The organism is Nonomuraea recticatena, assembly GCF_039533245.1.
Taxonomy (GTDB): Bacteria; Actinomycetota; Actinomycetes; order Streptosporangiales; family Streptosporangiaceae; genus Nonomuraea; species Nonomuraea roseola.
The window spans coordinates 571,298-583,661 of sequence record NZ_BAAATE010000002.1; the positions used below are offsets into that span (position 1 = coordinate 571,298).

Annotated in this window: 10 protein-coding genes; 9 read left to right on the top strand and 1 reads right to left on the bottom strand. The window is 71.6% G+C overall.

The annotated features are described in order from the left end of the window. The first annotated feature begins 17 nt into the window (after positions 1 to 17). The 9 genes from ABFX50_RS05965 to ABFX50_RS06005 are packed head-to-tail and all read left to right on the top strand — an operon-like array spanning position 18 to position 11,583. Entirely contained in the window at positions 18 to 1,502 is a 1,485-nt protein-coding gene (locus ABFX50_RS05965; RefSeq protein WP_346143941.1) for an ABC transporter substrate-binding protein, read from the top strand. Next, on the top strand, positions 1,499 to 2,437 hold the full coding sequence (locus ABFX50_RS05970; RefSeq protein ID WP_346143943.1) for an ABC transporter permease: 939 nt from the start codon (positions 1,499 to 1,501) through the stop codon (positions 2,435 to 2,437). Before ABFX50_RS05965 ends, ABFX50_RS05970 begins: the two co-directional genes overlap by 4 nt. After that, positions 2,434 to 3,255, top strand: coding sequence for an ABC transporter permease (locus ABFX50_RS05975; protein ID WP_183645365.1), 822 nt, complete (start codon positions 2,434 to 2,436; stop codon positions 3,253 to 3,255). The genes ABFX50_RS05970 and ABFX50_RS05975 overlap by 4 nt, the downstream gene beginning before the upstream one ends. Beyond that, the gene (locus ABFX50_RS05980; RefSeq protein ID WP_183645364.1) at positions 3,242 to 4,138 is read left to right on the top strand and encodes an ABC transporter ATP-binding protein; all 897 of its coding nucleotides are present in this window, start codon (positions 3,242 to 3,244) and stop codon (positions 4,136 to 4,138) included. The genes ABFX50_RS05975 and ABFX50_RS05980 overlap by 14 nt, the downstream gene beginning before the upstream one ends. Beyond that, positions 4,107 to 4,892, top strand: a complete 786-nt coding sequence (locus ABFX50_RS05985) for an ABC transporter ATP-binding protein (protein WP_183645363.1) — start codon at positions 4,107 to 4,109, stop codon at positions 4,890 to 4,892. Before ABFX50_RS05980 ends, ABFX50_RS05985 begins: the two co-directional genes overlap by 32 nt. Continuing rightward, a complete protein-coding gene (locus ABFX50_RS05990) occupies positions 4,889 to 6,076 on the top strand; it encodes a M20 family metallopeptidase (protein ID WP_183645362.1) in 1,188 nt (395 codons plus the stop codon). Before ABFX50_RS05985 ends, ABFX50_RS05990 begins: the two co-directional genes overlap by 4 nt. Further along, positions 6,073 to 7,122 (top strand): P1 family peptidase, encoded by a 1,050-nt coding sequence (locus tag ABFX50_RS05995; protein ID WP_346143947.1) that lies wholly within the window; start codon positions 6,073 to 6,075, stop codon positions 7,120 to 7,122. Before ABFX50_RS05990 ends, ABFX50_RS05995 begins: the two co-directional genes overlap by 4 nt. After that, positions 7,119 to 8,540 (top strand): aldehyde dehydrogenase family protein, encoded by a 1,422-nt coding sequence (locus ABFX50_RS06000; protein WP_346143949.1) that lies wholly within the window; start codon positions 7,119 to 7,121, stop codon positions 8,538 to 8,540. The genes ABFX50_RS05995 and ABFX50_RS06000 overlap by 4 nt, the downstream gene beginning before the upstream one ends. A 58-nt stretch (positions 8,541 to 8,598) precedes the next feature. Beyond that, on the top strand, positions 8,599 to 11,583 hold the full coding sequence (locus ABFX50_RS06005; protein ID WP_346143950.1) for a chondroitinase family polysaccharide lyase: 2,985 nt from the start codon (positions 8,599 to 8,601) through the stop codon (positions 11,581 to 11,583). On the opposite strand, the gene ABFX50_RS06010 is transcribed toward ABFX50_RS06005, so the two are convergent. After that, the gene (locus ABFX50_RS06010; protein ID WP_183645358.1) at positions 11,567 to 12,331 is read right to left on the bottom strand and encodes an SDR family NAD(P)-dependent oxidoreductase; all 765 of its coding nucleotides are present in this window, start codon (positions 12,329 to 12,331) and stop codon (positions 11,567 to 11,569) included. The two genes, ABFX50_RS06005 and ABFX50_RS06010, sit on opposite strands and share 17 nt — an antisense overlap. Positions 12,332 to 12,364 lie beyond the last annotated feature (33 nt).

Consider the following 12,364-nt stretch of genomic DNA (forward strand, 5'->3'; position numbering starts at 1 on the left):
GCCAGGAGGCTTAAGGCATGAGGCGCATCGGCACCTGGGTCGCCCTCGGCGGCCTCCTTCTCAGCGCGGCCTGCGGCGGCGGCTCCGCCGCGACCCCCACGACCGCGACCAAGCCGCTCGCGGTGGGCTTCGTCGCCGAGCCCGCCAACCTCGACTTCACCGCCACGGAGGGCGCGGCCATCCCCCAGGCGTTGCTGGTCAACGTCTACGAGGGCCTGGTCAAGCTCGACCAGGACGGCAAGATCCAGCCCCTCCTCGCGGAGAAGTGGGAGGTCTCGCCCGACAACAAGACCTACACCTTCACCCTGCGCAAGGGCGTCACCTTCACCAACGGCGCGCCGTTCACCGCCGACGACGTCGTCTTCTCCATCGACAGGGTGAAGAGCGACTGGAAGCTGAAGATCAAGAGTCAGATGGACGTCGTCGACAAGGTGGAGAAGAAGGACGACTCCACCGCCGTCGTGACGCTGAAGCAGCCGAGCAACGGCTGGCTCTACTCGATGGCCACCAGGCTCGGCGCGATGTTCAGCCGCACGGGAGTGGCCGACCTGGCCAACAAGCCGGTCGGCACCGGCCCCTACCAGCTCGGCTCCTGGAAGCGCGGCGACTCCATCCAGCTCACCGCCAACGAGAAGTACTGGGGGACCAAGCCGCAGGTCCCGCAGATCACGCTGAAGTACTTCAAGGACGCCACGGCGATGAACAACGCGCTGCTCACCGGCGGCATCGACATCATCTCCGCGGTCCAGGCGCCCGAGTCGCTCGCGCAGTTCGCCGACACCAACCGCTTCCAGGTCGTCGAGGGCACCACCAACGGCGAGGTGGTGCTGTCGATGAACAACTCCCGCCCGCCCTTCAACGACAAGAAGGTACGGCAGGCCGTCAGACACGCCATCGACCACAGGGCGCTGCTCGACACCGCCTGGGCGGGGCGCGGCCAGCTCATCGGCAGCATGGTGCCGCCCACCGACCCCTGGTACGAGGACCGCACCGGCGACTACCCCTACGACGTCGCCAAGGCCAAGGAGCTGCTCGGCGGCAAGACGCACAACGTGAAGATGCGCATCCCCAATCTTCCCTACGCGGTCGCCGCGGCGCAGGTGGTCAAGTCGCAGCTGGCCCAGGTCGGGATCACCGCGGAGATCGATCCGCTGGAGTTCCCCGCCAGATGGCTGGACGTGGTGTTCAAGCAGGGCGACTACGACCTGTCCATCATCAACCACGTCGAGCCCCGCGACATGGGCATCTTTGCTGACAAGTCGTACTACTTCCGTTACGACAACCCCGAGTTCGGCAAGCTGCTGGCCTCCGCCGACTCCGGCACCGAGCAGGAGCAGGCCGCCGACCTGAAGGCGGCAGCCAAGCTGCTGTCCGAGGACGCCGCCGCCGACTGGCTGTTCCTCTTCCCGAACCTCATCGTGGCCAAGAAGGACATCACCGGCGGGCTGCCGAAGAACGGCATCTCCGAGGCCTTCGACTTCACGGCCCTCACCAAGCGGTGATCTCGTACCTGGCCAAGCGCGTCGCGGTGCTTCTGGCGAGCACCGCGACCGCGGGTGTGGTCGTCTTCGCCTTCATGGCGCTGCTGCCAGGCGACCCCGCCGAGGTCGCACTGGGCGTCAACGCCACTCCCGAGGCGATCGAGGCGCTGCGCAGGCAGTGGGGCACCGACCGGCCGCCGCTCACCCAGTTCCTCGACTGGATCGGCGGGCTGGCCGCCGGTGACTTCGGCGTCTCCTACGTCACCAGCTCGCCCATCGGCCAGCAGATCGGCGAGCGTCTCGGCGTCACGCTCACGCTGGTCGTCGGCGGGATGGTGATCGCCCTGATCGTCGCGGTCCCCGCAGGCACCTTCGCGGCGGTCCATCACCGCAACCCGCTCGGGGCGCTCATCAGCGCCGCCAGCCAGGTCGGCATCGCCGTCCCGGCCTTCCTCGCGGGCATCCTGCTGGTCTTCGTCTTCGCGGTTCAGGCCCAGGCGCTGCCGTCGGGCGGCTACGTGCCGCTGACGGAGGACCCCTCGATGTGGTTCCAGTCGCTGCTGCTGCCATGGCTGTCGCTCGGGCTGGTCCAGGGCGCGGTGCTCACCCGGTACGTGCGCAGCGCGGTGCTCGAGGTGATGCGCGAGGACTACCTGCGCACCGCGCGCGCCAAGGGAAGGGGGCGCATGGGCGCGCTGTGGCGGCACGGCCTGCGCAACGCGGCCATCCCGGTCGTCACCGTGCTCGGGCTCCAGCTGGCCACGCTGCTGATCGGCGCGGTCGTCGTCGAGCGGGTCTTCGTCATCCCCGGGCTCGGCGACCTGCTGCTCAACGGCGTGGCCCAGCGCGACCTGCTGCTCGTCCAGGGGGTGGTCATGGTGCTCGTCGTGGCCGTCCTGCTGGTGAACTTCGTGGTGGACGTCGCCTACGCCGTCCTCGATCCGAGGTTGCGATGAGAGGGAACCTGGTCATCGGCGCCGTCCTGGTCGGCCTCACCGTGGTGGCCGCGCTGGTGTCGTTCGTCTGGACACCGCACGACCCCACGCTCGTGGACGCCGCCCACCGGCTCGCCCCGCCCGGCGGCGACTACCTGCTCGGCACCGACAAGTTCGGCCGCGACACGCTCAGCCAGCTCATGGTGGGCGCGCGCACCACGCTGTACGTCGGCATCGTCGCGGTCGGCATCGCCGCCGTGATCGGCACGCCGCTGGGCATGCTCGCCGGCATGACGCCGCGCGGGTGGCTCTCCGAACTGATCATGCGGGTCAACGACCTGGTCTTCGCCTTTCCCGCCCTGCTGCTCGCGGTCATGCTCGGCGCCGTCTACGGCGCGGGCACGCTCACCGCGATGATCGCGATCGGCGTGGCCACGGTGCCCGCCTTCGCCCGCATCGCGCGCGCGGCGACGATGCAGGTCATGGTGACCGACTACATCATGGCCGCCCGCGCCGCTGGACGGCGCGGCCCCGCCATCGCGCTGCGGCACGTCCTGCCCAACATCGGCTCCATGCTCATCGTGCAGGCGTCGGTCTCCTTCGCGATCGCCATCCTGGCCGAGGCCGCGCTGTCGTTCCTCGGCTTCGGCACCCGCCCGCCGACACCCTCGTGGGGCAGGATGCTGCAGGAGGCGCAGGAACTGCTGTTCTCCACGCCGCGCCTGGCCCTGTGGCCAGGGCTCGCGATCGCGCTGGCCGTCCTCGGCTTCAACCTCCTCGGCGACGGCCTGCGCGACCACCTCGACCCCAAGCTCAGGAGGATCCGTGCTGAGCGTTGAGGCACTCACCGTCAGGGCCGACGGCGTGGAGCTGGTGCGGGAGGTGTCGTTCGGCATCGCGCCGGGCGAGCGCGTCGGCCTGATCGGCGAGTCGGGCTCGGGCAAGTCGCTCACCGCGCTCTCGCTGATGGGGCTGCTGCCCGAGGGCGTCAGCGCCACGGGCTCGGCCACGCTCCAGGACCAGCCGCTGCTCGGCGTGCCGGACAAGCGGGTGAAGGGCCTGCGGGGCAGGGTCGTGTCGATGGTCTTCCAGGAGCCGATGACCGCGCTCAACCCCACCATGCGGGTCGGCGCGCAGGTCTCGGAGGTCATGACGCTGCACGGCGTGCCGCGCGCCGAGGCCAGGGAGCGCGCGCTCGACCTGCTCGGGCGGGTGGGAGTCGAGGCTCCGCGCGCCTACCCGCACCAGCTGTCGGGCGGCCAGCGGCAGCGGGTGATGCTGGCCATCGCGCTGGCCAACGAGCCCTCGCTGCTCATCTGCGACGAGCCCACGACCGCGCTCGACGTCACCGTCCAGAAGCAGATGCTGGAGCTGATCGTCGAGCTCGCCCCCGCCGTGCTGTTCATCACCCATGACCTGGCCGTCGTCGCCTCCGTCTGCTCGCGGGTGCTCGTGATGTACGGCGGGCGCGTCGTGGAGAGCGGCCCCCTGCGCGAGGTGTTCACCAACCCCCGCCACCGCTACACCGAGGGCCTGCTGGCCGCCTCGAAGCTCACGCCCCGAGGCACCCGCCTGCCCATCATCCCCGGCGCCGTCCCCTCCAGGTTCCCCTCGGGCTGTCCCTTCAGGGACAGGTGCGCCCACGCCTCGCCGGCCTGCGAGAGCGACCCAGCGTTGACAGGAGAGGGCCATGCCTACGCCTGCTGGCACCCCCGTGATTGAGGCCCGCGACCTCACCCGCGTCTACCGCGCCTCGCGCTTCAAACCCGGCGTCGAGGCGCTGCGCGGGGTGTCGCTCGACATCGGGCGCGGCGAGCGGTTCGGGATCGTCGGCGAGTCGGGCTCGGGCAAGTCCACCCTGCTGCGCCTGCTGTGCGGGCTCGACAGGCCCACCAGCGGCTCGGTCCGCTTCGAGGGCAGGGAGATCACCGGGCTCGGCGAACGTCAGCTGCGCTTCCTGCGCGACGACCTGCAGATCGTCTTCCAGGACCCGATGAGCTCGCTCGACCCGCGGATGAGGGTCCGCGACATCGTCGCCGAGCCTCTCGTCGCCCTCGGCAGGCCCGTCGGCGACCGCGTGGCCCAGCTGCTGACCGAGGTCGGCCTGCCCGCGTCGGCGGCCGACCGCTACCCGCACCAGTTCTCGGGCGGGCAGCGCCAGCGCATCGCCATCGCCCGCGCCCTCGCGCCCAACCCCAAGGTGCTGGTGGCCGACGAGCCGGTCAGCGCGCTCGACGTCTCCGTGCGCGGCCAGATCCTCAACCTGCTGGCCGACCTCATCGACACGCACGGCCTCACCCTGGTCTTCGTCTCGCACGACCTTTCCGTCGTGCGGCACGTGTGCGAGTCCGTCGCGGTCATGCACCGCGGCGTCGTCGTCGAGCGCGGCCTCGTCGACGACGTGTGGTCCCGTCCCCAGCACGACTACACGCGGACGCTGCTGCAGGCCGTACCCACTCTGGAGGGACTGCTGTGATCGAGATCGATGCCCAGGGAGTCGTGGAGTTCACCCAGGAACTGGTCCGCGTCCCGAGCACCAACGACCCGGCCCGGGGGCGCAGCGAGCAGCCCGCCGCCGACCTGGTCGAGGCGAGGATGCGAGCGTGGGGCTGGGAGGTCGTGGTCGAGGAGGCCGCCCCCGGCAGGCCGAACGTCGTCGCCGTGGTCGAGGGCGGCGGAGGCGAGGGCCCGACGCTGATGTTCGAGGGTCACACCGACGTGGTGACCGAGGGCGACCTGTCGGAGTGGACCGTGGACCCGTTCGGCGGCGAGATCCGCGACGGCAGGCTGTGGGGGCGCGGCAGCGCCGACATGAAGTCGGGTCTGGCCGCCGTCATGTACGCCACCAGGGCGCTGCAGCTGGCGGGCCCCTTCCCCGGCCGGATCAAGGTGTGCGCGCTGGCCGACGAGGAGGGCCTGATGATCGGCGCCCACCACTTCGTCAACTCCGCCCTCTCGGAGGGTGTCGACGCGGCGATCGTGGCCGAGCCCGAGGCGGGGGAGATCTGCGCGGTCGCCAAGGGGGCGCTGCGGTTGCGCGTCGACTTCACCGGCAAGATGGCGCACGGCGCGATGCCGCAGCACGGGCGCAACCCGATCCAGGCGGTGGGCGCCCTCCTGGTCGCCCTGCGCGCCTACCAGGAGGAGCTGCAGGCCGCCCATCCCGCGCACGAGCACCTCGGCGAGGTGTACGTCACACCGACCGTCGTCCAGGCGGGCAGCCAGGAGCAGGTCAACGTCATCCCCGCGGTCGCCTCCGTCTTCGTCGACGTGCGCACCGTTCCCGGCGTCGCCCACAAGGAGGTGGCCGACAGGGTCGAGGAGCTGGCCTCCTTCGACGGCATCGAGTCGCGGGTGGCCATCCTGGTGGACAGGCCGCCCGTCGAGGTGCCGGTCGAGCACCCCGTCGTCACCGCCCTCGCCGCGGCGCACACCGCGGTCACGGGTGAGGAGCCGGTGTACGGCGGCGTGCCGGGCTCCACCGACGGCACCGTCCTGACGCACTGGGGCGGGATCCCCTCGGTGGTCTACGGGCCGGGCGGCAAGTGGATCGCCCACCAGGCCGACGAGTTCGTCGAGGTCGAGGAGATCGTCCGCTGCACCCGCGTCTTCGCCGAGGCCGCGCGGCGCTTCCTCACCGGCGCGGACGGCTCCCGATGAGGCGGGGGCCGACCAACTCGCTGGCCGACGTCGAGGGGCTCAGGGTCGGGCACGCCCAGCGGGTCGGCGACGGCTACAGGACAGGGGTCAGCGTGGTGCTGGCCCCGCAGGGCGGCGCGGTCGCGGGCGTGGACGTGCGCGGCGCGGCGCCCGGCACCCGCGAGACCGAGCTCCTCGACCCGCGCAACCTCGTCGAACGCGTCCACGCGATCGTGCTGACCGGGGGCAGCGCCTACGGGCTGAGCGCCGCGTGCGGCGTCATGCAGCGGCTGGCCGATGCGGGGACGGGCTTCCCCGTCGAGGGCGGGGTGGTGCCGATCGTGCCGGGCGCCGTCATCTACGACCTCGGGCGGGGCGGGAGCTTCCGCGCCACGCCCGACGCCGCGATGGGCGCCGCCGCCTACGACGCGGCGCTCTCCTCACCTGGCACCCTCTCCGGAGGGCTTCCCTCGGACGGGGCGGCGTCCCCTCCCTGGGTCAACGGGTCGGTGGGCGCGGGGACGGGCGCCGTGGCGGGCGGGCTGGCAGGAGGGGTCGGGACGGTGAGCGCGGTCCTGCCCTCGGGGGTGACCGTTGCCGCCCTGGCCGTCGTCAACGCCGCGGGCTCGGTCCTCGACCCGCGCAGCGGCCTGCTGTCCGGCGTCAGGTACGGCCTGCCGGGCGAGTTCGACCACGTCGGCGAGCCCGACACCGGCGAGTACGAGCGATGGAGCCCGCAGAAAGCGCCGTCGTTCAACACCACGATCGGCGTCGTCGCCACCGACCTCACGCTGTCCAAGGCCCAGTGCGGCAAGCTCGCGGGCGTCGCGCACGACGGCCTGGCCAGGGCGATCAGGCCCGCGCACACGATGGTCGACGGCGACACCATCTTCGGCATGTCGACCTGCGGCCTGCCAGGCCCCGACGACACGGGACTGCACGACGTGCTGGCCGCGGCGGCCGACGTGTTCAGCAGGGCCGTGGCCCACGCCGTCCTCCACGCCACCGGCAGGGAGGGCGCCCCCGCCTACCTGGATGTCTTCCCTAGCGCACGGAGCGGACGATGAGAGAAGGGCTGCCGATCGGGGCAGGCTGGCTGCCGGTCGAGGAGACGGCCGAGGTGGTCTTCCCCTATGACAGGAGCACGGTGGGCCGGGCCCCCGTCGGGACCGTCGAGCTGGCAGGCAGAGCCCTCGACGAGGCGCTCGCGGTGGCGGGCGAGATGGCCAGGACGCCCTCGCACGCCCGCCGCGCCGCCCTGATGGGCGCGCACGACGCGCTGCTGGCGCGCAGGGAGGAGTTCGAGCGCCTGCTCGTCCTGGAGACCGGCAAACCGCTGGTCGACTGCAGGGTGGAGGTCGCCAGAACGCTGGTCACGCTGGCCACGGCGGCCGAGGAGGTGGCCAGGCTGCACGGGGAGACCGTGCCGCTCGACCTGCTGCCCGCGGGGGAGGGGCTGGTCGGGTTCTGGACCAGGAGGCCGATCGGGGTGGTCGTCGGGATCACCGGCTTCAACTACCCGCTGCTGCTGGCCGCCCACAAGATCGCGCCCGCGCTGGCGGCCGGCTGCCCGGTGATCGTGAAGCCCGCCCCCGCCACCCCGCTGGCGACGCTGCTGCTGGTGGAGGTGTTGCGCTCGGTCGGCGCTGTGCCCGCCGCGGCGGTGCAGCTCGTCACGGGCGACGTGGAGGTGGGCAGGGCGCTGGTGGAGGACCGTAGGATCGGCGCCGTCTCCTTCACCGGCTCCGCCGCCGCCGGCCACGCCATCGCGCGCAACGCCGCCCCGACCAAGGTGGTGCTGGAGCTGGGGTCGAACGCCGCGCTGGTGGTCGCGGCCGACGCCGATCTCGAGGCCGCCGCCGACGCGGTCGTGCGCGGCGGGTACTACGCGTCGGGTCAGGCGTGCATCTCGGTGCAGCGAGTCGTGGTCGAGGAGGCGGTGCGCGCAGACTTCCTCGACCTGCTGGCCGCCCGGATGAAGGACGTGGTCGTCGGCGACCCCCGCCTGCCGGAGACGAGGGTGGCGCCGCTGATCGACGAGCGCGCGACGAGCAGGGTGCTCGGCTGGGTGGAGTCGGCGGTGTCGGCGGGCGCCCGGCTGGTCACCGGGCCGGCGCCGGCCGGCGGGCGGGTGATCACGCCGACCGTGCTGGCCGACGTGCCCGACGGCGTGGAGGTGTGGGACGAGGAGATCTTCGGGCCCGTGGTGTGCGTGCGGGCGGTGGCCGATCTGGAGGAGGCCTTCGAGACCGTCAACCGCTCCAGGTACGGCCTGCACGTCTCGGTCTTCACCCGGTCGCTGGCCACGGCCTTCGCCGCCATCGAGCGGCTGGAGGCCGGTGGCGTAGTGGTGAACGAGGTGCCTGGCTTCCGCGCGGACAACATGCCGTACGGGGGCGTCAAGGACTCGGGCATCGGCCGCGAGGGCCCGCGCTTCGCCATCGAGGAGTTCACGGTGACCAGGATGGCGATCATCCGTCCCTGACCCTCGTCATGGCCGAAGCGGATGGACGTGAAGATAGTTTTCGCGTTTTATGGCGATCATGGCGAATATCTCACGCAGAACGGTGCTCAAGGGCGCGGTGCTGGTGCCCGCGCTCCCCGGCACGGCCCTGTCCGCCGACCTGGAGCAGCGGGCCATGGCGATGGACCCGCCGATCTTCCTGCTGGAGACGGCCGTGCCGCCGCACTTCACCGGCGAGGGCCTGACCATCAGCGACAAGACCTCCGTCTGCGGGACGAGGTCGCTGCGCTGGGACCACCAGGGGCGCGCAGTGATCACCGTCAGGGCACCGCTCAGGTGGGCGGCCGACCCCTACAGGCCGGGTGACGACCAGGCGTGGCAGGGGCTCGTGGACGCCTTCTGCGTGTGGATCCACAACGAGACCCCTGTCGACGACGTGGTGCGCTTCGAGTTCGGCAGGGGCGACAGGACCGACCTGTGGTTCGAGTTCCACCTGAACTACACCGGCTGGCGGACGGCGTGGGTGCGCTACGCCTACGACATGCGCGGCAGGCCCAGGCCCGACATGGACACGCTGCGGATCGTCGCGCCGCGCCGTACCGGGAGCCTGCACCTGGACCAGCTGATGCTCAACGTGCCGCTGCGGCCCGACGCGCCGTGCAGGGACTACCAGCTGCCCGAGATCGCCGCCGAGGGCGACGAGTACGACAACCAGCACTGGCAGGCCCTGTACCTGTTCGACAGGCTCCTCGCCGAGCGCAGGCCGCAGGTGAGGCCGCCGACGTCAGAGGAGAGCGCGGCGCTGCGGGCGCTGCTCACCCGCTATCACGACGAGTACCTCATCGCGCAGGTCAGGCCGGATGTGCCGGCGCTCACCGCGCAGACCGAGGCGCTCATGGGCCGTCCCGTCCACGCCTACCAGTCGCAGATCTACCCCGTCGAGATCGCCGCCGAGCTGAGGGCGTTCGTCAACCCCGTCACCCTGCGCTCCTGCACCGACCTGATGAAGACGATCGCCCAGGCCCACCAGGCCAGCCCGCCCGACAGGCCCGCCCTCGCCGCGCTCTACCTGAAGATCGTCGCCCATCTGCGCGACCAGGGCTGGACCAGGGGCAGCTGCCAGGGGACGATCCACCACCTCGGCTACGACGTGCGCGGCTACTACGACTCCGTCTACCTCATGCGCGACGCCCTGCGGGAGGCCGGCCTGTTCGAGCAGGTGCGCGCCGACCTCGACTGGCTGACCGGGCTGGGCAGGATCTTCCGCGGCTGGAAGCACCGCATGGCCCACGGCTCCATCATGGACATCTTCAACACCACCTTCCGCGGCCTGCTGGCGGCCGTGCTGCTGCGCGACACCGAGGCCGAGCAGGTCGCCTACCTGAAGGCCCTGCGCGACTGGCTGGACACCGCCCTGCTGCCCACCGACGGCATCCAGGACGGGATCAAGGTCGACGGCACCGCCTTCCACCACGTCGGCTTCTTCCCCGACTACGTGCGCGACGGATTCGCCGGCCTCGCCCCGCTGGTCTACGTCATGAGCGGCGGCGCGTTCGCCATCTCCACCGAGGCGTTCGGCTGGCTCAAGAAGGCCCTGCTCATGCAGCGGGTCTACGCCGGCAGGACGCAGTGGCCGATCTCCCTCAGCGGCCGCAACCCCATCGGCACCACCGCGCTGTCGATCGTGCCCTTCCAGTGGCTGGCCCCGATCGACGACGCGATCGGCGCCGCCTTCCTCAGGCTGCTGCCGGCCTCGCCCACCCCGCAGCAGAAGGAGCTGGCCGCGAAGCTCGCCGCCAGGGGCGTCGTCGCCGAGCCCTCGCCGACGGGCAACTGGGCGCTCAACTACGCCGCGCTCACCGTCCACAGGCGCGGCGACTGGCAGGTCACCGTCCGGGGACACAACCGCTACCTGTGGTCCACCGAGATCTACGTCGGCGCCAACTGGTACGGCAGGTACAACACCTACGGCCAGATCCAGGTCGTGCACCGCGGCACCAACCTCGACAGCGGCTACTCCCACGCGGGCTACGACTGGAACCGCAGGCCGGGCACGACCACGATCCACAAGCCGCTCGACGCGCTCAAGGGAGACCTCACAGGGGCGATCGAGGAGATGCTGCTGACCGACTCCCGCTTCGGCGGCTCCTGCGCCATCGACGGACGGCACGGCCTGTTCGCCATGGACCTGCACGAGCACCCGAAGTACGAGGGCACCCACAGGGCGCGCAAGTCGGTGTTCCTGTTCGACGACAGGATCGTGGCCCTCGGCACCGGCATCACCAACGCCGACGGCACGCACGAGACCGAGACCACCCTGTTCCAGACCAGGAGGACGGGCGCCGTCGTGATGGACGGCGAGCAGGTCCCCTTCCCCTACGACAACCGCGACCTGCGCCCTCGCTGGCTGCTCGACGACAAGAACATCGGCTACTACCTGGCGCCGGGACAGCGGGCCGGGCTCACCCGCTCCACCCAGGCCTCACGCCACAACGCCACCGAGGCGCCCACCAGCGGCGACTTCTCCACCGCGTGGATCAGCCACGGCCGCGCACCGCGCGCGGGCTCCTACGAGTACGCCATGGTCGTCGAGACCACCGCCGAGCGCATGGCCGCCTTCGCCGCCGACGTGCCGTACGAGGTGGTCAGGGCGGACGACCTCGCCCACGTGGTCACCGACCGCGCCACCGGGATCACCGGCTACGCCGTCTTCGAGCGCGTACGGCTGGCGGGCCCGGTCCTGGAGGTCGACACGCCCTCGCTGCTCATGACCCGCCGCGACGGCGACGACCTCGTCCTCGCGGTCGCCGATCCCGACCTTCGCCTGTACAACGGCATCGACCACGACCAGTACGAGCGGGGCCGCTACGTCGGCCACTACAGCCCGTGGTCACGGCCGTGGCTGACCCGCCCCAGCCATCCTCACCTGCTGCGGGTGACCGTCCAGGGCAGGTGGAGGGCGCAGGGCCCGTGCCGGGCGCGGATCACCGGCGGCAGGACCGTGCTGGAGTTCGAGACGGTCCACGGCACGTCGCTGCAGGTGAGGCTCAGTTCGGCGGATTGAACCTGCCGTCGACGGCGGTCCAGCCGCCGTCGACGTACAGGACCGAGCCCGTCACGAAGGTGGCCGCGTCGGAGGCCAGGTAGACCACGGCGCCGGCCATCTCCTCGGGCCGCGCCCACCTGCCGAGCGCCGACTTGGCGGCGTAGGCGTCGTACCAGGCGGGATCGTTCTTGATCTGGCTGGTGAGCGGCGTCTCGACCACCCCGGGCGCGATCGCGTTGACCCGCACGCCCGAGGGACCGAACTCGGCGGCGGCGGTCCGCAGCAGCTGGACCAGGCCCGCCTTGGTGGCCGAGTAGACGCCCTGGCCGGGCTCGGTCACCGCCGCCCTGATGGAGGCGAAGCCGATGATCGAGCCGGTTCCCCGCTCGACCATGCCGGCGCCGAAGGCCCTCAGCACCTCGAAGGAGGCGCGCAGGTTGAGGTCCACGACGCGCTGGAACTCCTCGCCCGAGTAGTCGAGCAGCCGTTTGCGGACGTTGGTGGCGGCGGTGAACACCAGCACGTCGACGGCGCCCGCGGCGGCGGCCGTCTCCCGCACCGCCTCGGTGTCGAGCACGTCGAGCAGGACGGCCGAGCCGCCGCAGCCTCGCGCGCTCTCCTCGGCCGCGGGCAGGTCGCGGTCGGCGCAGACCACCTGCGCGCCGTGGGCGGCCAGCGCCAGGGCGGCCTGCCTGCCGATGCCGCTGCCCGCCCCGATGACAACCGCCCGACGCCCGTCAAGGCGGAACAACCGCTCGTAGTCCATGGTCGAACCCTACCTACTGGTCCGACCAGTGCA